The sequence below is a fragment of the Rhodococcus sp. APC 3903 genome (genome assembly GCF_030407755.1).
Taxonomy (GTDB): domain Bacteria; phylum Actinomycetota; class Actinomycetes; order Mycobacteriales; family Mycobacteriaceae; genus Rhodococcus_F; species Rhodococcus_F erythropolis.
This window is the reverse complement of sequence record NZ_JASDCV010000045.1, coordinates 1-21,442: the sequence shown is the minus strand read 5'-3', so window position 1 is coordinate 21,442 and position 21,442 is coordinate 1. Positions and strand designations below refer to the sequence as shown.

The following is a 21,442-nucleotide window of genomic DNA, read 5'->3' as shown; positions in this document are numbered from 1 at the left end:
CCTGAAGTCAAATATGACGACTCCACGAAACTCGGGGTACATCAAAGTCTCCGGAAACTCCGGTTCGATTCAGCAACACCTTTTCAGCGGCGATTCCGTCCTCAGAACAAGACGGCCATTCGTCGACCGCATTGAAGCTCCTAGCCGGTGCGCGCGTAAAGCTCGCATCGTCGAGGAGTGAACTACCGACGACGATCGGGAACGCTACTCGAGGAGAACGGGACAGGAGTATTATCCCGATGCCGACGCCGAGGTCAGAAAAGATCTTCTCCCTCAGTCGCCCCATTTTGGATGACTCGCTGCGGCTAGTGCAGCGCGGGGCGCTTGAGGTCGTCTTCGGCGATGATGCTGACCATTTGGAGAAATGATGGTGCTGCCTGCGCCCACACAAGAAACGCATTTTGATTGTCGCCAGCGACGGGGCGCGCCAACTTGGCTCTCGCCCATATTCTGGAGTTGATCTCGTTCAGTCGCTCAGGGAATTTCCGCACGTTCCCGGGTTGCAAGTCGATCAACACGTGTATCGATCGGTGGCGCACTGTAGGAACTGCCGTATCGCGGCGGCACTAGGTTCGACGTCGAAAGTTCTTACTCGGAGGCCAGTTCGATCTGGGTGGCCAGTGTGTGGCGGACGACGTGCGCGTTGTCTGCATCGAGTGCCTCGTCGTCGGCGCACACCAAGTTCACGATGCCGAGGTTCCGATGCCCCGGCGCTCGCTCCCGCTGATTGCGCTGATTACTAAGCAGCGTCCGATTCGTCGGCGGCCGAAGCATTGCGGCTGTGGCTCAGCAGGATCGAGATCACGACAGCGATTATCAGGGCCCCGACCCCGAGGAAGGGCAGGCGCGCGGTGCAGTGCCCCGCCGCGAGGGTGGCTCCGCCGACCCATCCGGCGATGGCGATGCCGATGTTGAATGCGGAACTGTTGACCGCGAGGGCAATGTCCGGGGCGATACCGTCCGCACTCGCCGCAATCCAGGTGTTCAACGGGGGGAACGTCGAAAAATACGTGATCCCAACCAACACGAGGCCCGCAACCGCCCCTATAGCGCTCCCGCCGATCAGGCCGGCGACGAGGAGTGCGAGGCCGGTGCCGCCCAGGGTGAGTATGAGGGCGCGGCCGAGGCTGTGGTCGGTGAGCCTTCCTCCGAGGATATTCCCTGCCAGGCACGCGCCACCATAGATGAGCAGGACTGGGGCCACGGCTCGGTCGCTGATGCCGGTGTCCGTAAGGAACGGCACCGCGAACGCGAGCAGCGTCATTGCCCCGAGACCCGCCATCGCGGTCATCGCGACACCCCCGATCACCGGGCCACGAGTGAGCACTCGTAGGGATCGCCAGCCCGACTCGCCTCGCGGGGTGCGGTCGTCGGGGAACGCGGCCAACACGATCAGCAGCGTGACACCGATGAGCACGGCGACAGGGACGAACGCCCACCGCCAGCCGAGGGTCTCCGACAGGGCGTTGCCAATGGGCACTCCGATCACTGTTGCGACGCCGAGCCCGAGAGTGATCCGCCCGACCGTGCGCCCGCGCTCGCCTACACGCGCCAGCCGAAGGGCAGTCAGCATGAACGCCACCAGTACCGATGTGTGCATCGCCCCGGTGGCAACCCTCGCCGCCAGCAGCACCGCGTACGTCGGCGCGACGATCGCCAGTACAGTTCCCGCGGCGTAGAGCGTCACCGCGACGATCGTGATCGCGCGAAGCGGCACCCGCGCAGTCAGCAGCGCGAGCACCGGGCCGGCTATCACGGCCGTACCGGCGTAAGCGGTCACGAGCAATCCCACATCGGAGACGTGCACGTCGAACGCTGCGGACAAGCGCGGCAGGATGCCGGCGATGACGTTCTCCGACGTGCCCAGCGCGAACGCACCAAGCACGAAGGCGAACGACAGCGCCCGGGGGACGCCGACCGGACGAGAAATGTCAGCGGAAGCAGTCATGCGACCGACGCTAAACTCTGACACATATGTGAGAGTCAAGTCCGGAGGGAACGTGAGATGCGGATCGGTGAACTGTCCCGGCGGTCCGAGGTGAGCATCCGCTCGCTGCGCTACTACGAGGAGCAGCGCCTGCTGCACCCCACCAGATTACCCAGCGGCTACCGCGTCTACGACGACGCGGACGTAATCCGGGTGCAGCGAATCCAAGCGCTCCTGGAGGCAGGGCTGAGCACACGCAAGATCGAGCACATTCTTCCCTGCCTGGCCCAGCATGCCGACGGCGTCGCCCTGGCCTGCTCCGACCTCTACGGCCAGCTCGTCGTAGAACGCGACGAACTCCTGGCCCGGATCGACACACTGCGCACCTCCGTCGAGGCCCTGGAGGCGGTCATTTCCGCGAGTCCGAGTCCTGACGCGGTGTGATACGACAGCCTTGACTCTCACACTGGCGTGAGGCTTTAGCGTCTCGGGCATGAGCACGCGCATCGCCTACTACGCATACGGCAGCCCCGACGTCCTCCGGGTGGAAGACGAGCATCCCGACGAACCGGGCCCTGGCCAGGTACGTCTGCGGCAGGAGATGATCGGCGTGAACCCCGTCGACTGGAAGATGGTCGCCGGATACTTCCGTCAGAGCGACCGCGCTCCGTTCCCGCATGTGCCTGGGTGGGCGAGCACCGGCATCATCGAGCAAGTCGGCCCGGGGGTCGCAGGTCTGTCGGTTGGCGATGCGGTGATCGCCGGAGCCCGCGGAGGTGCGTACCGAGAGCAGCTTGTCATCGACGCGCATCTGGTCGTCCCGCGCCCCGAGACGGTGAGCATCGAGCAGGCCGCCGCCCTACCTTCCTCCGCGGTCGCGGGCTACTCGATGGTGCAGAACCTCCGCATCACAGACGAAGACACGCTGCTGGTGCACGGGGCCGCGGGCAGCGTCGGAGCTGCGACCGTGCAAATCGCGCTCGACCAGGGGGCACGAGTCATCGGCACGGCCTCGGCCCACAACCACAACTACCTACGCTCCCTGGGCGCCATCCCCGTCCTCTACGGCGACGCCCTCGCCTCCGCACTCCGCCGGCTCGGCCCGATCACCGCCAGCGCTGACGCGGTCGGCGGACGAGAATCAATCGACGCGACCCGAGCAGTGCTCGTCTATGGCGGCCGGGCGGTGACGGCGTGGGGCGACGAGCATTCCCACGCCGCGCGTATCCCGTGGGTGCAACACCCGGACGACGAGCTCGAGCAGACCGTCGCAATCGCCGCACGAGGCGCACTCACCGTCCGGATCGGTGAGACCTTCCCGCTCGGCGCCGCAGCAGAATCTCTCAAACTCAGTCAGGCCGGTCACCCCGCCGGGAAAATCCTCCTCGCGCCCTGATCACCGACCAGAAGCGAAACCAGCACGACCGCAGCCAGTACAGATGAACCTCCAGAGCATCCGCGATGAACTCTGCCGCCACTGCTGAATCCTGTTCTACCGTAGGCACCCTCACCGCACGAACGAACTGCTCGGGGCCACTCCGGCGCAAGTAAGAAAGCGGGCCCGGTGTTCTGTTCGGCCTGTAAGGCCGGTGAGGCACGGATGGCGGCGCCTCGTCGGTTACGGCCCCGAATCGTGGTTCCGAACGGTTGTCGATGACGTACCGCCAGATACCGTCCTCACCGCGCCACGTCCGTAGCTGTGCCCGAGATCATCCTATCCACGACCAGCAGAGCAATGCATCGGCTACGTACACATGGTGCGGCTTGACCTCGATGGGCAGCCCAAGCGTGCGCACACTGGCCCCGTCGACGGACTGTCCAGTCGAGATAGCGTTGGCACTACCGCGGGGTGATGGATGACGCTCGCACTCCGCCTCACGCCAGCCGACGCCTACTCGTTCACCGAACTGACTGCATCGCTGCCGCAGATCAGCGACAAAGTGCTCACTCAACGGCTCCGCGAACTCGTCTCTGCCGGACTCGTCACGAGATCCACAACCAACGGCTTCCTGCAGCGAACCGAGTACCGCGTCACCGAACGCGGCGAGAAGCTCCGCCCGCTGCTGATCGAGCTGTACCGCACAGGCCTGATGCTGCAGTCCCACAAGGCGGCGGCAGAGCGGCAACAGCCGGAGACCATCAGCCCTGGCTGAAAGTCCTAAGTAAGCGGAACCGCACGAACAAGCCGATCCAGACGCTCACTACTTTTTGCCCGCCCCGTGGCGTTCCTATCGCCTCAGGGCGACGTGGCGCTGGGCAATCCCTGTCAGGGCTGGGCCGCTGCAGATAGGAGTATTCGTGCGGTGTCTGCGATCCGGGTGAGTTCGCGTTTGTCGGCTCCGTCTCGGGCTTGGACGGACATGCCCTGGAGCAGAGCGCCGATGGTGCGGGCCAGTCCTGGAACATCAATCTCGCGGGAGAGCTCGCCGTGCTCCACCGCGCCGACGATACGGTCGCGCAGATTGCTGAGCGCTTGGTCACGCTCAGCACGGACGATCACTGCTGCGGTCTCGGCGTCTTTGCCGGTGGCGAGCAGTCCGGTCGAGACGAGACACCCGCGCCCTGGCTCACGGGTGAACTCGTCGGCGGCGCGCTCGAGGTAATCGCCGACGGCCTCAACGAGCGGGAGATCGGAACGCATGGCGAAGCCGTACTGCTCCTGATAGAGGCGCACAGCACGCTCGAACAGCCGCTCCTTGGACTCGAAGGCCCGGTAGAGCTGCGGAGCGGTCAGCCCGGTTGCTTCTTGCAGTAGCGCCAGGCTCGCGCCCTCGTAGCCGCGCTCCCAGAAGACCATCAGAGCGCGGTGCAGCGCCTCGTCGGGGTCGAACGAGCGGGGTCGTCCGGCCTTGCGCATCTTATCCATAGTGACTGCTACGATATCCCACGAACCTATTTCGTAACGATCACTACGGAGGAATCATGACCCGGTCCACTGCTCTCGTCACCGGCGCATCCCGAGGCATCGGAGCCGCCACCGCCGCTGCGCTCGCGAGCGACGGCTTCTCGCTCATCGGCATTCACTACGGCCACGACCGCGCAGCTGCCGAAGCCACAGCGGAGCGCGTTCGCTCGCTCGGCGCGAGACCGGTGCTCATCGAGGCGGAACTCTCCGACGGCGAGGCAGCGGCGTCGGCCATCGCCGCGCAGTGGAAGCGCGCCGTGACCGAGAACGGCTTCACCGGCACGGACGTCTTCGTGAGCAACGCGGGCATCAACGGTGCTCAAGTGCTCTCCGACCTCGACCCCGAGACCTACGCACGCGTACAGGCGGTGAACCTCACCGCACCGCTGTTCCTGCTGCACCACCTCAACGATTCCCTCAACGATGGTGGCCGGGTAGTGGCGGTCTCGACCGGATACACCACAGTCGCCGCCCCGACTCACCTGGCCTACACCGCGTCGAAGTGCGGCCTGGAAGGTGTCCTGCACGCGGTCTCGCCGGAGCTTGCCAAGCGCGGGATCACGGTGAATTCGGTCGCCCCGGGCATCATCGACACCGACCTCAACGCCGACTGGATCAACGAGCCGGGCGCCCGGGACGGTGCGGCTCGGGTATCGGCATTCGGCAGGATCGGCAGGCCCGAGGATGTCGCCGACATCATCGCGTTCCTCGCCAGTGACCGGGGCCGCTGGATCACAGGGCAGACGATCGACGCCACCGGCGGCTCAAGCCTCTAACCCTGTACGGACCAACGCCCTCGCTCTGGTTGCGTCACGCCGGCGGCAACGACCGCACTGATGGCGTCACGCGATCGGTGAGCGCGTCGATCGACGTCTCGATGCGAGCTTGCTCTCACCTGAGGTCTTCAACGAGGTCGGCGCAGATCGGCGCCAGCTGCCCTGCCCGTTCGGTCAGGCAGGGCAGCACGGTGCCGATCGTGGCCGTGCTCAGGCCGGCGTCGAGAAGTTGCCGGATGCGGCGGGCCATCTCGACGTCGGTTTCGCTGTAGTCGCGATAGCCAGAGGCGTTGCGCCCGGGAGAGAGCAGGCCCTGTTCCTCGTAGTAGCGCAGCAGTCTTGCCGACACGCCCGTGCGTTCGACGGCCTCGGAGATGCGCATGCGACTTCCTTCTTTCCGATTTGCCTTCTCATTGATGTGAAGGTTGAGCCGGACAGAGTGAGTATGACCCGAACCGATCTTTCCGCCCCTGCCCGCTCCGCACCTCCGAGCCTCGTCCTGGCAGCGTTCGTCCTGCTGGTGTTCTGCACCGCCAGCGCCGAATACCTCGTCGCGGGCGTCCTCCCCAGCTGGCCGCCGACGCCTCGGTATCCATCGCGGCAGCGGGCCAGACCGTGACCGCCTACGCCCTCGGCGTCGCCATCGGCGGGCCGATCGTGACCGTGCTGACCGCCAAGCTGCCGCGCAAGGGCCTCGCGAGGGCCTCGCGATCAGCCTCGGAGTGCTGTTCATCGCCGGAACGGTGCTGACCGTTCTCGCGCCGTCCTTCGCCTGGATCATCGTCGGCCGGATGATCTCGGCGTGCAGCCAGGCCACGCTGTTCGCGATCAGCCTGACGACCGCGACCGCCGTGATGGGGCAGGCGCGACAAGGGCGCGCGATCGCGATCGTCACCTCCGACCTGACCGTCGCCACCGTGCTCGGCGTCCCGCTCGGAGCCCTGCTGGGCGGGGGCACGAACTGGCGGCTCCCCTTCGCGGTGCTCGCCGCCGCCGCGATCCTCGGCACCCTGATCCTGGCCTGGACGATGCCCCGCACCCCAGCTCCGACCACGGGAGTCAAGGACGAGATCCGCACCCTCCTGCGCGGCCCGGTGCTGCTCGCGGTAGCGACGACGGTGATCGGGTTCGCAGGCGTCAGCATCGTGTTCACCTACCTCGTACCACTGCTGACAGACGTGACCGGCATCCTCCCAGACACCATTCCCGCGCTGCTGCTCGCGTACGGCGTCGGCGGGTTCGCCGGGAACCTCATCGCCGGCCGCCTGGCCGACCTTTCCCTCGGCACGACCCTCGTCGGGGTGTTCGTGGGACTCGTCATCACTCTGGCCGCGTTCCCGCTCGTCGCCGGATACCCGGCTCCGATGATCGGCCTCGTCCTGATCCTCGGACTGTTCTCGACGGCCACCATCGCGCCGTTGCCATCGGCTCCGCCCTCGGCGGCCTCGGCGTCGCAGCAGGGCTGCTGCGCTGGGGAAGACTCGGCGGCGCAGCATTCTCCATCCTCGGCCTCGCCCTGACCGCGCTCGCCCTTCGCGCCGTACCGAAATCAGACACCACCGATAACACGAAGGAGAATCACCAGTGAAAGCAGCAATCATCACCGAATACGGCGGCCCCGAAGTCCTCACGATCCACGACACACCGATCCCTGAGCCCGGCACGGACGAGGCGCTGATCGTGATCGTCGCCTCGACGATCAACCCGGTCGATCTGAAAACCCGCGCCCCCGATACGCCGCAACAAGCCGGACGATCACCGCCGTACTCGGCTGGGATATCGCAGGCATCGTCGTCACCGCGCCCGAAGACTGCGCCTACAAGCCTGGTGATCGAGTCATCGCCATGAACCCACCCAGACAGGACGGGTCCGGGAGCTGGCAGCAGTACCTCACCATTCCCACCGCGCTGCTCGCGCCCGCCCCGGAAACGGTCGACCTGATCAACGCCGCAACACTGCCCCTGGCCGCCCTCACGGCAGATCAGGCATTGAAGCGCCTCGACCTCCACGCCGATGACCGCCTACTCATCACCGGGGCCGCTGGAAGCGTCGGCGGGATGGCGATACAACTCGCCGCCATCGCAGGAGTGAGGACCGCCGCACTGGTCTCACGGCGCGAGCACGAACCGGCAGTCCTCGACCTCGGAGCAGCTTCCCCACACTCGAATCCAGCGACCGCTGGGAAATTCGACGCGATCTTCGACACCGCAGGCGTCTTCAACCATCCCGAGCTGTTGCGCGAGGGAGGTCGGCTCGTCACCGTCAGCGACGACACCATCCCAGTAGCTCTGGAGGAGCGCGCGGCCCTCGCGGTCCACAACTACGTCCAACATGCTCCCCAACGGCTCCGTGAACTCTCGGCGCTGGTCGACGCCGGCACCATCAGACTGCGCGTCGCAGAGCAGTACCCACTCAACCGCATCGAAGACGCGCACCGACGCGCTGAGGCCGGATCTCTGCTCGGCAAGGTCGTGGTCATCATGTAGATCACGAACGGCATCGCCACCCAGGCCGCCAATCAGGGCACCCGCATTGAGGAGGGTTCCACATCCTGGACAGCCCGTTAGCTACAGGCCACGAGTTGACCGTCGCGGCGTAGTTCAGTGTGGTTCGGTTCGTCCATGAACAGGCCGCGGCCTCTCCAACGACGAAATCGCCGCCACCCTCACCATTTCCGTCAAAACAGTCAAAACGCACATCGGAAGCCTCCTCACCAAACTCCCCGCCCGCAACCGCGCCCAACTGGTCATCACCGCCTACGAAACCGGCTTGATCACACCCCACACCCCACGCTGACCCCCATCCGGCAAACTCGACGACACCCTCGCGACCTTTGCTGCAGTCGATGGCGCTCGATCAAGTCGCGAACCATCTCACTCACCGCGTGCCGCCGCGCCCTCACGATCCTGTCGAGATCACTTCTGGTCTGGCGACCACGTCCGGCAGTGAGAGAAGGCGCCACCAATCTTCAAGTTCGGCAACAAAGGACTCGTTGACAGTTGCCTGCGCCGTATGCGACATACAGTCAGTTCCGTGTCCCCCTCTTCGAAGTCGAAACCGCGTAAGCGGACGCAACAACAAGAACGTCCCCCACTCGAGCCTGCCCAGTTTCCCGAACTCAACGGCATGTTCTACAACGCCGATCCAGCCGAATATCTGAAGATGAGAATCGAATCGCTCTCGCTCATGCTGTGCAGCGATGATGCGCTCAGGCCGGGCGTTCTCATCGACCCGACAGATCGGAGTCGTCACACTCGAAGCAGCAGATACACCGAACGCTGACGCAAGGCGCAGATTCGTTGCCACCGAAGCGAACCTCATCGTTCACCACGCAGCCGAAACCCTGCTGCGCATGTTCTATGCACATGTCGAGCAGGAAGACTGCCCGTGGCTCGGAATCGCCGCGTCCGTCAACTTCACCGAGTTCAAACAAAAACTCGACCACGGACTCAAGAGCGGCTTCGACCGGGAGAAGATCGGGCAGGTCTTCCTTGGCGGGGTGTCCGTTGCCGACTCTCAAATCCACGTCACAGAAGCCGATTTCGATGAAGGTATCGATGCGATTTCCCTGCTGCTGACGTATGCGGCGCAGCGCTATCTGGCGGAATCGTTTGTCTACAACGCAGCCAAGCACGGTCTGAGCAACGTGATGGTCGACAACGCATCCTTAGGCGTCGAGACCGAAGGCCAGGTGCCGCTTCAACTCCACCAAGGGCAGCTGCAGACCTATCTTCACAAGAATCGATTTCCGGGTGCGAAAAACGAACCCAGGCAATGGTTTATGAGCGCCACCGGAACATTGCCAGACCAGGACTTGGCGGTATCGCTGCTCATCGCCCGCGCCATCGACTCCCTGTGGAACTGCGCTCGACGCAAATACCTGGCGTCGCCGGGCCAGATCATCCTTCTCAATGCCGAAGACGTCGCGCTCGCCATCTACGGGCCCGTACGGCACTCACTGAACGTCGTACGGACATTCACCTACGAACTTCCGAAACGATCACCTGACGGTTCGATCCCAGAAACACACCTCACCTTCATCAATCAGCAGATTCCTGACGATTGGTCACCTGAGAGCGGAGACAACGTTCGACCAGTCCGACGAATCAACCTCCTCGTTCGCCAGCGTGATCGCCGAATCCACTCGACCAGCAGACGCCACCTGCTCCCCTTCTCGCCCAACGGTATTCAGCAGGTCTAGAGGAATGGCCTGTGCGCATCTCGCTCACGGTTTCAACCGGCACGTCTGGATTTGCGGTCGTCGCGCCACGGGCCGTGCCACCTCCCGTACATGTCCTCATGGACTACCTTCTCACTCAGATCCGTGACCTCGCTCGACAATCCCAGCAGGAGAGGGCTTGCCACGTACTGAACTTTGGGGTTCTTGTTTCGGTGGGGTGCATCTGTTGGCTTACCGCGCCGTTTGATTACGCATAATCCGACCATCTGCGTGTTCCCAGCGTTGAATTCCGAGTACGCGGTCGAGGTCGTGATGAATGCCGGGTCGTAAGGCATCACGATCCGAACCCCGTGCTTCTTGATGTACACGAGTGGGTCGACGTTCAGGTCCCCGGTCAGTGTGAGTGTGGCGCCGGGCTCGGGGCAGTTCAGGGTGAATACACGCCTGTCGAACACCAACAGTTGTCCGTTCCCGAGCGACCGCAGGTTGAGATCCTGGGTGAACCGTCGGACAGGGAGTTCGACGTCTCTCATCCGAGTGACAACCGATTCCACTGCCGCGGCAAGAGTGATGATGTTCCGCTGACCGTGCGCTGGGATGTTCGACATATCCGACGGGATTCCATGGGTTGCCAACAGCGTGTTCAGTCGCGGGACGTTCGCGTAATGCAGAATGTCGATCCTCGGCACGCCCCCTGGTGCGGGTGTCTTTCCGGGCTGCGCCGCTGTCATCACGGAGCCGCCGGCCAAGCCCTGCCGAGACTGGCCCACCTCACGAGCCTGCTGATGCAAACGCTTGAGGTCCGCGCTCGGCGGAGCGCCAGACAGGATGAGAACGAGCGTTCCGAACTGCTGGGTGTCGGAAGGGACCGTCTCTCCCTTGAACCACTGACTCAAGCTCGATGTACTCAGCTTCACGTTCTGCTTCGCGGCATCCGTGACCAGACTTGTGAGAGTCGGTTTGTGCGCGCGTTCCCGGAGGTCCGTCAGCGCTGCGCCCAGACGCATTTTTGCATCCACCGGATCGGACATTCGATGTTCCTCTCGAACCTGGTAGTTGTCTGAGTTCCGAGAGTCGGAATTCCGGCGCACCCAATCTGAACAGGCAATTGACAGACTCTAGCGCGGCGGAACATCGCCGGACAGCAGCGTGTGGGAGAGAACTGAAGGCAGCCCGCACACTGCACCCCAAGGAATCAACTCATGCCACTGTTCGACACCTTCACCCAACTCGGTCTCGACGTTATGCCGCATTTGGCGCTCGCATACTTCGCCCTGATCACTGCGATATCGCTGATCGCTGTGTGCGCACGTTCCAAAGTACGCCGTGGCGATGCACTCGCAGTCCTTCGCACACTGCTTCTCCGCAACAAGCGCAAAGGCCGGCGGTGATGGTCCGTGCCGTAGAACTGCTCACCGCACAAGAGAACTGCTCACCGCACAAGCAGGAGCTCGTTCACGCCGTTGAACTGGGAAGACGATATGTCCCCGACCGTTTACGTTCCGCTGGTGACGACCTTCTCTGCAAAAGATCCGACGATGGCCTCAGGCAGCCGGTACGAGAGTGGCCAGCTTCGCCGGAAACGGGGTAAATGCCGGGTGCGTCCGCGGTGGATTCGATAATTGCGGAGTGAGCGTCCTCGTCGACGCTGACGATTGTGAACAGCGAGACGCCTTCAGTCCCGATTCTCACTTCGTCACTCTGCTGCACGAAATTCTCCTCTGTCGAGAAGCCGATGACTGTCTATCTTCTCAGCTGCTCGCCGACGAATTTTTGCCTGTCTCATTCCCCGACGTCGAGGTGAGGGGGTTCGCGAGATTCGCCGGTATCGCGGCGATCGGGGTCAACGCCGGGGTCAGCAGGTAGTCCGCAGAGTGGGCGTTCTGCATCGTCACGATGTCGCTGCCGCCGATCCAGCCTGTCGGGTCGACTCGGTTCGGGCTGCCGCCGTCCGCGTTTGATTTCCCTGCACCTGGCAACAAGTCACGGGATCGTGCCTCGGCCCCGTTCCACAGCGAGAGGTCGGGATTACCGCCGACATAGCCTCCGGCGATCGCCCCGATCGACACGGGCGTCCCCGAACCCTCCACGAGGGTCGTGGGCCAGAAGTCCTCGGTGGCCGCGTACGTGGCGGGGAGAGGGATCGCAGAACCTCATAACGCCGTAATAGTCACTGCCCCAAAACAATTCGATGCCGCTCAAAACCTCGATGTGCACAACCCGTCAAACCGATTCCATACCACTCTGACCACGAAACATATTGATACACACCCTTATTCAAAAACCTACTCAATTCGGACCACCCACGCGTCGGTGATCCCTCCCGCGAGACGGCACCCTGCGAATATCCACGCCTTACGATCACACCAACAGACGAATCGATAGAACGCAGGCGCCACAGCTATGACTTTCCGACTCGTACTCGCTCTCGGCGCCTTGATTTGCATCCTCGGCGGAATCTCCATAGTGCTCGCGCTCGGGCAGGTAGCAGGGTGGGTGCTGGTCGCTGTCGGACTCGGTAGCGCTGTCATCAGCTCCGCACACAAACAGCCACACAGCACGACCACTGCAATCATCAACACTGTGAGCCGACATAGCAGTGAGCCAGCCAACGAAACCTTGATTACCGACACGCCCATCGATGGTGGGCAGTCGCTTCCCGACCTATTGGATCGAACGGGGTTTGCAAATCTGGTCGCCAGACGCATCGCTTCTGCTGCCGCCGGCTCAAGTGTTGTTTTCGGCCTCTCCGGGCCATGGGGTAGCGGGAAGACATCGACTCTGAATTTGATACACAATGCGCTGTGCGAAAAGGAGAACTGGAAAGTCGTCTTCTTCACGCCGTGGGCAGTCGACGATCCCTACGCGCTCACCGAGGAGTTCTACCGCACCATCGCCTCAGCGATGCCCGCCGACAAGGGAAAAACCGCCCGCAAACTACTGGGCGCAGCGATACCCGCCGCAGCAGCCATGACGAAGGTAATCGCGGCGGGGCTCGTCGACCATTATGTGGGGCCAGACGGCGTCAAGAAGGCGATCGACGCTGGACTCGATGTCATTGCGGACCAGTCAGGGGAATTCCAGATAGCGCCCGACCCGTTCTCCGATCGATTCGCCAAGATCCAGGACGCAATTGCCGACACAGACACCCACGTGCTCGTCATCGTCGATGACATCGACCGTCTACACAGCGACGAACTCCTTGCCGTCATGAAGTCGGTGCGATTACTCGGCCGGTTCAACGGAGTCCACTATCTGCTGTCCTACGACATCGAGACCGTCACCGACGTCCTTACCCGCACCGACCTGGCTAACGAAAAGCGGCAGCGAGCGGAGCGGTACCTGGAGAAGATCGTGCAGTACCCCTTCGAGCTACCTCCAATCCAGCTTCCGCATCTGCGCCGCGAGTTCGCGCAGCAACTTGCTTCCGTTGCACAGCGCTACGGATTCGAACTCGGCGCCAGCACGGATGGCACATCGCCCGTCGACATCATTCTCGAACAGCTGCCCGTGGACACGCTCACATTGCGAACTGTCCACCGCCTGCTCTCCCAACTCGACGTGATGCTCGCGCTCATCGCCGACACGAATAACGCAAGCAGCCTCGCCTCCGACGAGATCAACTTCATCGACGCAGCGCTGCTCACCAGTCTGCGACTCGCATACCCCGAGCTCTACAGCCGACTTCGCTCGTGGAAAGGCAACCTCACGAAGTCGCAGCTGAACGCAATAAGGCCGGACGAACGAGGGACAGAGCTGTCTAAATGGCACGGATTGATCGCGCCGCTCGTTGGCGAGTCGAACGCCGACGATCGCACCCTGACCGCCTATCAGCTGCTGTATGCGTTGTTCCCCGGCGCGCTACCTCGGGTACCAGGCGACTACCGCCCAATCCCAGAGTCAGCGTCACACCAGATCCGGACACCTCAGTACTTCGACCGCTACTTCGCCTTCGGATTCCCCGTCTCCGATCTCCGCGACGCGGACGTACGCAGGGAACTCGAATACCTCATCTCCACCGGCGATCTACCCGCCGAATCGCTGATCCGTACACACGCCGAAAGCCCTACGACCGCGCCGCTCCTACAATCCAAGGCTCGCGCAATAGTCGGCAACGTCCTCCGCTATAGCGAAGCAACCCATGCGGGCAAAGCCGCCAAATCCTTCACCCGAGCAGTTCCGGCAAACGAGCGGCGATGTCCGCATCGCAATGCGTGGTGGGCCATCACCGTCTACATCCTCCTCGAAGCCGCAGTCCGGGACGCCGGCGATGCCGAAAAAGCACGCGCAATCATCGCGTGCTACCTCGAGGAATTCGGCACAGACCTCACCGTGCTCGTGCTCGACGTCGGCGTCCACGGCCCAGACTTCTTTGATCCAGAGAACATTCTGTGGGATGCCACAGAACCTGTCCGCCAACGCGTCCACGACGAGACCATCCAAGCACTCTTCGATCACGAGCCCGCCGCCCGGCCGGCAACCGCCAATTGGTACTGGGCAGTCCGCCAGGACGGGCTCCTCGAACACATCCGTGACAGCACAATTCAGCGCTTCGAGCAGAGCGAGAGCACCGAGCTGATCGATATCGCCGCGCGATTCGTCACCTACGGGGAACATGATCCTCCTTATGGGGAGCAAGTCCTCCACGCCCTCGACACCGACTCGCTGATGAAAGTCCTTCCATTCGATCACTGGCCCCCCGGCCAAATCCCCCAGGCACTGATCGGCGTTGTCGATACCTCCGACCTCACCTACCCCAATCGCAGACGCTTCGCGGCAAACGCGCTTCACAACATCGTCAATAACCGGCCCTTCGGCACCGGAGAGTGGATGCAGAACCTGACCGACTGATCACGAGTCCGTCGCTACGTACTCGTCGGTGGGGCTACCTCATAGAAACCGCCGACTTCTCCCTGCACCTTCGTCCGGGGCTGTAGGCGCTAAAACATAAATGCTGCAACAAGATTCAAGATCTACAGATTCACTACGGTCGAGGTGGCACTTTTCAGGTGCGGTAAGCATCGGAGCGATGCGCGATCGCGGTAACCGTGACCCGGCGGGCATCATCGTCGATCAAGTACAGCACCCGATACGCACCGCGCCGCGCCGAATACGCCGGCGCAAGCGGCGGATCGAGCCGCTTACCGACCCGATGAGGGTTCCCGAGCAACGGACCGGTGATGAACTCGTAGACCGCTACCGCAACCTTCTCGGGCAAGCCCGCTTTGAGCGATCGAGCCGCCGAACGCGCCACCGCCAAGACATAGGGATCGTCCAGGCCGCTCACTCCTCGCTCTTGCCCAGGAACGCGGCCAATTCGGCCGCGTCGAGAGTGTCTCCGGCCTGCGCCTCAACCACTCCCGCCAGATGCCCGGCCAGTAGCGATTCATCGGCCAGCACGGCGATCGTCTCACGCAACGCGTCGTAGTCGTCGGCGCCGAGCAGCACGGCGGCACGATGCCCGTTGCGGGTGATCTCGAACCGTTCGTGTGTGCGCTCGGCCTCGTCGACGAGACGTGAGAGTTGCGCTCGTGCGTCGGCCACCGGAAGAGTTGTCATGTACATAATTCTAGCGCACGTAGACGTCTGGGGTTTATGTGTGAGATCGCCGCCCACGCGGGACAGCCTCGGCCACACTATTCGGCCGAGTGGGACATGTAATCTTCGCAGTTCAGGCCTTCTATTTTTGAATTTGCAGCGGTGCGCACGCAGAACTACCCATGCCCAACAGAACGAGTTAGCCCGCCGTTTGTGCCGACCAATCTCGGGCTTACCCAGCTCCAGGTGCCGCCTGGTTTACTCGACCTCGCTCGTGCCGGGCTGGGTGATGTCGGAAAGACTCCACCCGACGAGCGTCCATTCGCTCATGGGGGCGGTCGGATTAGACATCTGGCGTGGCATTGCCAGATAGAAGTACGGGTCATCACCCGGTCGAAGGTGGACCTGAAATCCTTCTCCTCGGCCCGCGTCCAACGCCTCGGCTGCCTCGAGCCCGTTCAAAGCAGTAGCTCGAGGATGAAAGACCAACACGTTGCCAAGCACCAGTTCCTTCGAACCAACCGAAAATTTGAGCTCTTTGGCTGTGAAGGAAACCTGTCCACCGCTGGTCAGGACTTCTCGTAGGTTTGGTGAGTCACGTCCGGTCAACGTGATGGTGCCTGTACGAGCGTTCGGCGAAGTGACTACGTGACCGTCGATGAGGATACGTGCGACCCGCAGATCGATCCGTTCCTCGGCCGTCAGTTCGTCAGGAATGGCAAACTTGACATGACAAAACTCCTGTACAACTTTGAGGTCGTATGCGATTCCCGAGAGCACGGTGAGCTCGTCGTCGGTGTCGTCGTGCGCAGGCTCGTTGAAGGACATCGACATCAAGAAGTTGTCGTCGATGTAGGCCTTGCACGTGCCCTTCCCACGGCGGATCGCGCTGAGAATTTCGATAACGCCGAGCGCGTCGGCTGGGCGGATCCGCCGGAAGTTGTACGAGAGGCGGGCTTCGCCTGGCACGGATTTGTCGAGTGGGAAGAGCAATTCGACAGTGAGATGTTCGTAGAATTCGATCTTGAGTGTGAATCCGACGGTACCGGGGTTCAGATACGCGACTCGACCCTCGTGCGAAGCGGACACGAGGTCGTCATCATCGAAGAACTTCAACTCGGCGGGCGCACCCACGTGGGGATTCTCGTTTAGCGGTTCCAGATGCACCTCTACATTGCTATGGACTCCAGCTATCAATTCAGGCCCTTCAACACGAAGGTTCCGCACCACCTCAGGTGGCAGAACAACTTTGCCCGATGCTCCGAACCTCACCGACCTCTCGAAGTCTTGCTGCACCGCAAAATGCTTCGAACTGAATACGCCATCGACCGCGACCGTGATCGGATTCTTGATGTGCGCTTGCGGATCCTTCGGCCGCGCACTGATCGTTACAACACCGCCGGCGCTGGCGATGTCGAAACCCCAATAGAGGTCAGTCCCATCTGCAAGGTTGCCGAGATTTCGCACGCGATCGGCAAGTGCACGTACCCTCCCATCACTGAGAAGCGTGGCTTCCTCAAGTCGATACAGCTCGACATCCGATCGCATCTTGTCGCGCCCGAGAAAGTTGTACACATCAGGGAAATCGATCAGTAACTGGTCCAGCTCAACACGGTCGAGGATGGCGATCGTTGGGGCTTGCGTACCCGCCTCGACATTCCTGACGAGCTTTTCCAACACGTATGTGCGCTCGGTCGGGGTGAGTTTGGCGGGCACCACCAGAGTCCAGTCCACAGGCGGCGGAACCAATTTCATCGCACGCTTGAAGGACTCCCGAATCTGTCCCTGGCGCGTGTCCCGCAGCGTGCCGGAGAATCCGTCCGGGAAGTACTTCAGTTGATACACCCTCCGCCGGTCTCGCTGCCGAACCTCGATGTCAATTCCGCCGTCACCGCCTCGGCCATCAGGACACGTCACTTCTGCGATGTCCCGCCACTTACGTGACAGAAGTGCGTCGACGATCCGTTCGAAAGCATCACTGCCGACCTTGTCCCAGTCAACACTCACAGATACCCCTTGCCTCATGCTTTAAGACCTGCAGCCAAGTATGTCGAGTGGCCCTGAACAAATGCCCGAAAATACTCAGTGAACTTAGTAGTCGCGCGCGTGCCTGGTAGGGATCGCGCTGTTCCGCCCAACCGGACAGCAGCACTGACATTGCTGACGTCTCGTAGGAAGCTCGCAATGAAGGCGGCAAACACTCACCGATCAGTGATGGACGGCGTCGTCCCTTTTGACGACAACCGACTACCACCAAGCCACCTGAAAGAGGCATTGATCGATTCAAGGGCAGCGGCACCCGGCATGTATGCCAGCATCCGTCATACGCCGAGCCAAGCAGCAGCGATCCCCTCGTGAAACTGCTCGTGATTGCGGCCCCATCCCACGATGGCTGTCGATGCAACGTCGAGTCATCTCTGCTCTTTGTACAAATGGGTCAAATATTGATTCGCTTCGACCGCACGAGCGAGGACAGATTCCGGCAGACCGAGTTGGGTCATCAGTACCAGGTAAATCAGATACTGGGTGCGCTGAAGTAACAGGAAAAGGTTATCGGGCTCGCTGAAGCTCTGGTCGAGCCCATGCGCGAGACCGTTCCGTACATCCATAAGATCTTGTGCCCAGCCGGCCGCGTCGGGAATGATCTTGCCTACAACTGCTTGGGGCGGCATCGACGCGAGGTCGATCAATCGGTCACGATACCCAATCTCGTTGCGTAACATACCTTTGAATCTTCCCCGATCCTCGTCGGGCATCCGGTCAATGGCAATCCGAAGCTCACGAACCATGTAGTCGAAATCGCCGGTAGCCATCGGAACCGCTTCAGGGTCAGTGAGGCAACGACTCAACGATTCTGCGGACACCGCGGCTGTAAGAACCTGCGTCTGCAAGAACCCTGGTTTCGAATATTTGAGGCTGAACAGCATGTTCGTCGCACGCAAAACAGTCCCTCGCAGATCGAGCCAGCGAACAACGACTTCTTCGAAGGGCATGTCCTGGCACGTGAACAAAAAATCGTGCGCATGAAGTTCCTTCTCGTTGGGGGCTGCAGTGACGATCCGACGCGCGAACACGGCAGCTTCGGGCGACTCGTCGAGCGTCACCGTACCGAGCTTGCCGTCATCATCCACATCTGGATAATCGACCGGTTCCGGTTGCGCAACCAACCGCTGGCTGATGACAGCACATGCGCGATCGCTGGCCAGAGTTAGCAAGTCGACGAGCGCCGTGGTGATCTCGTGGAATCCCCGGTACGACCGAGGAGCATCTGACGTGATGGTGAGAGTTACCGCAGTCCTCGAACTGAAGACTGCCTCGTCTCGGGTGCCGGAGTAATTGAACGGTGTCGCATACATTTCGGCCTTGATCGTGAACTCTTTCCACGCCACCGTGACGGGTTCAGGTGTTGTGACTGTGGCGTGTCGTTCTCGGCCATGTTCTCTGCGCGCGCTCTTGTACTCATTGGGGGCCAACCATGTACGAAGATTCTCGATACGCAGACCGCACGTGACGAAAACCTCGGCATCGGCGTCGTCGAGATAGAGGCCTACTAACGCGTACCGTGCGGAAAGTCGCTGCTCAGTGGAGGTTCCGAAGCCCACACTGTAGCGGATAAGGCAGTCCAACAAGGTGATGCCCCTACCGGCGGTCGTCACACCGTGGATGACGTCGATGCGAGTACGCCCTTCGCCGACACCAAGAGAGCCGTCAGGCATGGCGGCGTACTGCTGCACAGCGAAACCCTCTATCAGTTCGAGTGCCACTGATCCGTCTGCAGCGATAGTCAGTGTCCCTGGCTTTCGGATACTTGCGTCGTCAACACACCACCAGTATCCGGAGAAAGTCTGCGAGTTCATCGGACAAGACTTGCACGTCAGATTCGACTCCGAGTAGCTGTCGGTCCCGTCACTGAAACAGTGGGGTGGTGGCAAACGTCAACTTGTAGTCCTGGACCTGTTGAATATCGCCGTAATCGTCCTGGGCCATGATCGTGAAAGACTTCGCCCGTCCACCTTCCATCCGCGAGTAGATGGCGAAGGTCATGAAGAGATGCCGGGGGTCCACGCCAGGATCCTTGAGAGTCCAGGTCGCAGTTCCCACCGTCGCGTCCCATCCGCTGGCGTTCGTCTTCTTCTTCTCGACCAGCGTGAAGTCGTTCAGCCGAGCCAGGCTCTGGTACGCCTGTACGGTGGCCTGCTCCTCGTCCTTGGCGTACTTCTTCTCCCAGGAGTCGAAAGCGATTGCTCCGGTAGCGACGCTGCCCTCAGGAAGAGCTGTCAGGTTGGAGAGAACGGGTCCCTCTGCGTCATCGGTTTCCTCATCCATATTGGAGAGGAATTGCCAACCGTCCACGAGGGGCATGAGGATCTGGGTGTCGGTTCCGGGCCATTCGAACCGCTGATAGTCCACTCCAGGAAGCGGAACCAGGGTGGTCTTGTACTCGGTCGACGTGGAAGCAGCAGCGGTTGCGGCGACCGGAGCACCGGAGACCGTCTCGGTGCAGCCTGAAAGGAGCAGCACGGAGGCCAGCGCTGCCGATGCAACCAGGTGGACCCTTTTCAGCTTCATTTCGGCGGGTTTCCCCTGTCGGTAGCCTCCGCCACACATCGTAGTTAGGTCGTGATCCAGCTTGATGTCGGGCGCAGTCAGTGCAGACGTGTGTAGGTGAGGGTGTTACCGCGTGGCAGGTGAATCAATCGGATTGTGTCGGTGGTGAGTTCGCCGATGCCGAAGTATTGATCGAGCGGTTGCTGGCCGTCGAAGGTCAGCTGGGTGTGCAGCGCTGGTTCGGTGGACTGTGCTGCTGCGTCGGCGATGTCGGGGACTTCTGCGGTCGAAATCAGTTCCCAGGTGCCTGATTTCGTGGCATCCGTTCCTTCGTACGAGGTGCTCAGTGTTCCGTCAGCAGTGAAGCTCATGTGCGAACGGGGATCTGTTGTGTCCTGCCAGGTGCCGACGAACAGTTCCGGTGCAGCAACAGCCGTCGACAGGGTGCCGGATACGGACGAGGACGGGACAGGTTGATACGACGGCGAAGTCGTGGCCGCTGCACTGGATTCGGCAGCCACCGGCGGTGGGACATCGGTATCTGTGGAGCACCCGGTCAGCGCCAACGCCGCTGACAGCGATGCGATCGCCGCGATTGCGCGGTACCTGCTTGCGGGCTTGTTCATCGGGTGTTCCCTATCCGCCGAGTACCGCAAGTGCGGTGTTGTAGTAGGCCGTGCGTTCTGCGAGTCCGTGGTCTCCCCCGTTGACGATCAGTGTTGCGGCTTCGATTCCTTGGTCGGCGGCTGAGTTGACGTCGTGGCTGGTCCAGAACCATGCTGCCGTTTCGAAAGCGTAGGCGGGTGTGGCGGCCAGTTCGGGATTGTTGACGAAGTCGACACCGAGGTCGCGGCCCATCTGGGTGTAGTTGTCTCGTCCGGTGATCTGAATCGCGCCGCGCCCTTTGTATTTGACGCCGTCTCCGGGTTGGGTGTTGCCGAGGTCGGATCGGCCTTCGTAGTCGGCTCCGGATGCGTATTCCTCGAAGGTTTGGAAGCGGTCCGATTCGACTGCGAGGGTGGCGATGAGCGCGGCTTTGCGTTGCGGGGTGTTGATGTCGGATTCACGCATCGCCTTGTTGAGGGGGCCGATGTACTCCTGTGCCTGCTGTTGGCTGAGTTCGGGAACGATCCATCAGCTGCTCGGCGGTCACATCCCCTGCCGCGACGATCACCGGCGTGGGGTTGTTGCCTTCCGGGTACATGATCCACGCGCATTCGGGAAAGTCTGGGTGCATTGGATCGAGGTAGTAGTAGCCGGGAGAGGCCGTCGGCATCGGTTCGGTCGACGGTGTCGGTGTGTATTTGCGTGCTTCGCCGCTGACCGGTGTGGCTTTGAATGGTGTAGTCCCGCGCAATGCCGGTGACGAGGCGGGGCTCAGGTTCGTGGCAGTTCCTGGCCGTCGCCTGCGAACACGAAGAACCGAACACGTTGCCATGCATATACATTCACAAAACACGTTGCACAACCACCAAAACAACAAGTCGCACAACATAATGCTAAAGTCACTGCACCACAACGTAATTCAAAAACACCCACACGCCCACCTCAACCACTCCCCCCAACAC

25 protein-coding genes and 1 pseudogene are annotated in these 21,442 nt (G+C 61.8%); 13 read left to right on the top strand and 13 right to left on the bottom strand.

Features of this window, described 5'->3' with window-relative positions; all coding sequences use genetic code 11:
* Positions 1-739: 739 nt before the first annotated feature.
* Entirely contained in the window at positions 740-1,948 is a 1,209-nt protein-coding gene (locus QMA15_RS31280) for an MFS transporter (protein WP_290288726.1), read from the bottom strand.
* Positions 1,949-2,005: 57 nt separating this feature from the next.
* Between QMA15_RS31280 and QMA15_RS31275 the strand changes: the two genes are divergently transcribed.
* The 3 genes from QMA15_RS31275 (at position 2,006) to QMA15_RS31265 (ending at position 4,080) form a co-directional block, all read left to right on the top strand.
* The gene (locus QMA15_RS31275) at positions 2,006-2,371 is read left to right on the top strand and encodes a MerR family transcriptional regulator (protein WP_290288723.1); all 366 of its coding nucleotides are present in this window, start codon (positions 2,006-2,008) and stop codon (positions 2,369-2,371) included.
* A gap of 49 nt (positions 2,372-2,420) precedes the next feature.
* The gene (locus tag QMA15_RS31270; protein WP_290288720.1) at positions 2,421-3,323 is read left to right on the top strand and encodes an NADP-dependent oxidoreductase; all 903 of its coding nucleotides are present in this window, start codon (positions 2,421-2,423) and stop codon (positions 3,321-3,323) included.
* Between the two features lie 460 nt (positions 3,324-3,783).
* The gene (locus QMA15_RS31265; protein WP_290288718.1) at positions 3,784-4,080 is read left to right on the top strand and encodes a helix-turn-helix domain-containing protein; all 297 of its coding nucleotides are present in this window, start codon (positions 3,784-3,786) and stop codon (positions 4,078-4,080) included.
* 113 nt (positions 4,081-4,193) lie between these two features.
* Here the strand turns inward: QMA15_RS31265 and QMA15_RS31260 are convergent, their stop codons facing one another.
* Positions 4,194-4,793 carry a TetR/AcrR family transcriptional regulator gene (locus tag QMA15_RS31260; RefSeq protein WP_290288715.1) on the bottom strand — a complete coding sequence of 200 codons (600 nt, stop codon included), beginning with the start codon at positions 4,791-4,793 and terminating at the stop codon, positions 4,194-4,196.
* Between the two features lie 56 nt (positions 4,794-4,849).
* Between QMA15_RS31260 and QMA15_RS31255 the strand changes: the two genes are divergently transcribed.
* On the top strand, positions 4,850-5,608 hold the full coding sequence (locus tag QMA15_RS31255; protein ID WP_290288713.1) for an SDR family oxidoreductase: 759 nt from the start codon (positions 4,850-4,852) through the stop codon (positions 5,606-5,608).
* Between the two features lie 115 nt (positions 5,609-5,723).
* Here QMA15_RS31255 and QMA15_RS31250 read toward each other — a convergent pair whose 3' ends face one another.
* The gene (locus tag QMA15_RS31250) at positions 5,724-5,990 is read right to left on the bottom strand and encodes a MerR family transcriptional regulator (RefSeq protein ID WP_290288711.1); all 267 of its coding nucleotides are present in this window, start codon (positions 5,988-5,990) and stop codon (positions 5,724-5,726) included.
* Positions 5,991-6,053: 63 nt separating this feature from the next.
* Here QMA15_RS31250 and QMA15_RS31245 point away from each other — a divergent pair, with 63 nt between their 5' ends.
* The 7 genes and pseudogenes from QMA15_RS31245 to QMA15_RS31215 all read left to right on the top strand — a co-directional run bounded on the left by QMA15_RS31245 (position 6,054) and on the right by QMA15_RS31215 (position 9,809).
* Positions 6,054-6,227 carry a hypothetical protein gene (locus tag QMA15_RS31245; protein WP_290288709.1) on the top strand — a complete coding sequence of 58 codons (174 nt, stop codon included), beginning with the start codon at positions 6,054-6,056 and terminating at the stop codon, positions 6,225-6,227.
* Positions 6,228-6,330: 103 nt separating this feature from the next.
* The gene (locus tag QMA15_RS31240; protein ID WP_290288708.1) at positions 6,331-7,128 is read left to right on the top strand and encodes an MFS transporter; all 798 of its coding nucleotides are present in this window, start codon (positions 6,331-6,333) and stop codon (positions 7,126-7,128) included.
* A 64-nt stretch (positions 7,129-7,192) separates the two neighbouring features.
* Entirely contained in the window at positions 7,193-7,456 is a 264-nt protein-coding gene (locus QMA15_RS31235) for a hypothetical protein (RefSeq protein ID WP_290288705.1), read from the top strand.
* On the top strand, positions 7,453-8,094 hold the full coding sequence (locus QMA15_RS31230; protein WP_290288703.1) for a zinc-binding dehydrogenase: 642 nt from the start codon (positions 7,453-7,455) through the stop codon (positions 8,092-8,094). Before QMA15_RS31235 ends, QMA15_RS31230 begins: the two co-directional genes overlap by 4 nt.
* Before the next feature lie 160 nt (positions 8,095-8,254).
* A pseudogene (locus QMA15_RS31225) lies at positions 8,255-8,404 on the top strand (LuxR C-terminal-related transcriptional regulator); the annotation flags it as partial.
* A 237-nt stretch (positions 8,405-8,641) separates the two neighbouring features.
* The gene (locus QMA15_RS31220) at positions 8,642-8,890 is read left to right on the top strand and encodes a hypothetical protein (protein ID WP_290288700.1); all 249 of its coding nucleotides are present in this window, start codon (positions 8,642-8,644) and stop codon (positions 8,888-8,890) included.
* Positions 8,891-8,960: 70 nt separating this feature from the next.
* Positions 8,961-9,809: a hypothetical protein gene (locus QMA15_RS31215; protein WP_290288697.1), complete on the top strand. Its 849-nt coding sequence runs from the start codon at positions 8,961-8,963 to the stop codon at positions 9,807-9,809.
* A 32-nt stretch (positions 9,810-9,841) separates the two neighbouring features.
* Here QMA15_RS31215 and QMA15_RS31210 read toward each other — a convergent pair whose 3' ends face one another.
* A complete protein-coding gene (locus tag QMA15_RS31210) occupies positions 9,842-10,819 on the bottom strand; it encodes a hypothetical protein (RefSeq protein ID WP_290288693.1) in 978 nt (325 codons plus the stop codon).
* A 171-nt stretch (positions 10,820-10,990) separates the two neighbouring features.
* Here QMA15_RS31210 and QMA15_RS31205 point away from each other — a divergent pair, with 171 nt between their 5' ends.
* Entirely contained in the window at positions 10,991-11,179 is a 189-nt protein-coding gene (locus tag QMA15_RS31205) for a hypothetical protein (protein WP_290288691.1), read from the top strand.
* Between the two features lie 360 nt (positions 11,180-11,539).
* Here QMA15_RS31205 and QMA15_RS31200 read toward each other — a convergent pair whose 3' ends face one another.
* On the bottom strand, positions 11,540-11,857 hold the full coding sequence (locus QMA15_RS31200) for a hypothetical protein (protein WP_290288688.1): 318 nt from the start codon (positions 11,855-11,857) through the stop codon (positions 11,540-11,542).
* A gap of 334 nt (positions 11,858-12,191) precedes the next feature.
* On the opposite strand from QMA15_RS31200, the gene QMA15_RS31195 reads away from it, so the two are divergent.
* Positions 12,192-14,639, top strand: a complete 2,448-nt coding sequence (locus QMA15_RS31195) for a P-loop NTPase fold protein (RefSeq protein ID WP_290288684.1) — start codon at positions 12,192-12,194, stop codon at positions 14,637-14,639.
* Between the two features lie 154 nt (positions 14,640-14,793).
* Here the strand turns inward: QMA15_RS31195 and QMA15_RS31190 are convergent, their stop codons facing one another.
* The 8 genes from QMA15_RS31190 to QMA15_RS31155 all read right to left on the bottom strand — a co-directional run bounded on the left by QMA15_RS31190 (position 14,794) and on the right by QMA15_RS31155 (position 21,312).
* Positions 14,794-15,075, bottom strand: a complete 282-nt coding sequence (locus tag QMA15_RS31190) for a type II toxin-antitoxin system RelE/ParE family toxin (protein ID WP_290288681.1) — start codon at positions 15,073-15,075, stop codon at positions 14,794-14,796.
* Complete coding sequence (locus tag QMA15_RS31185; RefSeq protein WP_290288678.1) at positions 15,072-15,353, bottom strand: type II toxin-antitoxin system Phd/YefM family antitoxin; 282 nt, start codon at positions 15,351-15,353, stop codon at positions 15,072-15,074. Before QMA15_RS31185 ends, QMA15_RS31190 begins: the two co-directional genes overlap by 4 nt.
* Positions 15,354-15,584: 231 nt before the next feature.
* A complete protein-coding gene (locus tag QMA15_RS31180; RefSeq protein WP_290288677.1) occupies positions 15,585-17,333 on the bottom strand; it encodes a hypothetical protein in 1,749 nt (582 codons plus the stop codon).
* A gap of 404 nt (positions 17,334-17,737) precedes the next feature.
* A complete protein-coding gene (locus QMA15_RS31175) occupies positions 17,738-19,183 on the bottom strand; it encodes a HEPN domain-containing protein (protein ID WP_290288675.1) in 1,446 nt (481 codons plus the stop codon).
* A 49-nt stretch (positions 19,184-19,232) separates the two neighbouring features.
* Positions 19,233-19,895, bottom strand: coding sequence for a hypothetical protein (locus QMA15_RS31170; RefSeq protein ID WP_290288673.1), 663 nt, complete (start codon positions 19,893-19,895; stop codon positions 19,233-19,235).
* 77 nt (positions 19,896-19,972) lie between these two features.
* Positions 19,973-20,500, bottom strand: coding sequence for a hypothetical protein (locus QMA15_RS31165; protein WP_290288669.1), 528 nt, complete (start codon positions 20,498-20,500; stop codon positions 19,973-19,975).
* A gap of 10 nt (positions 20,501-20,510) precedes the next feature.
* Entirely contained in the window at positions 20,511-20,945 is a 435-nt protein-coding gene (locus QMA15_RS31160) for a glycoside hydrolase family 19 protein (protein WP_290288668.1), read from the bottom strand.
* The gene (locus QMA15_RS31155) at positions 20,938-21,312 is read right to left on the bottom strand and encodes a hypothetical protein (RefSeq protein WP_290288666.1); all 375 of its coding nucleotides are present in this window, start codon (positions 21,310-21,312) and stop codon (positions 20,938-20,940) included. Before QMA15_RS31155 ends, QMA15_RS31160 begins: the two co-directional genes overlap by 8 nt.
* Positions 21,313-21,442 lie beyond the last annotated feature (130 nt).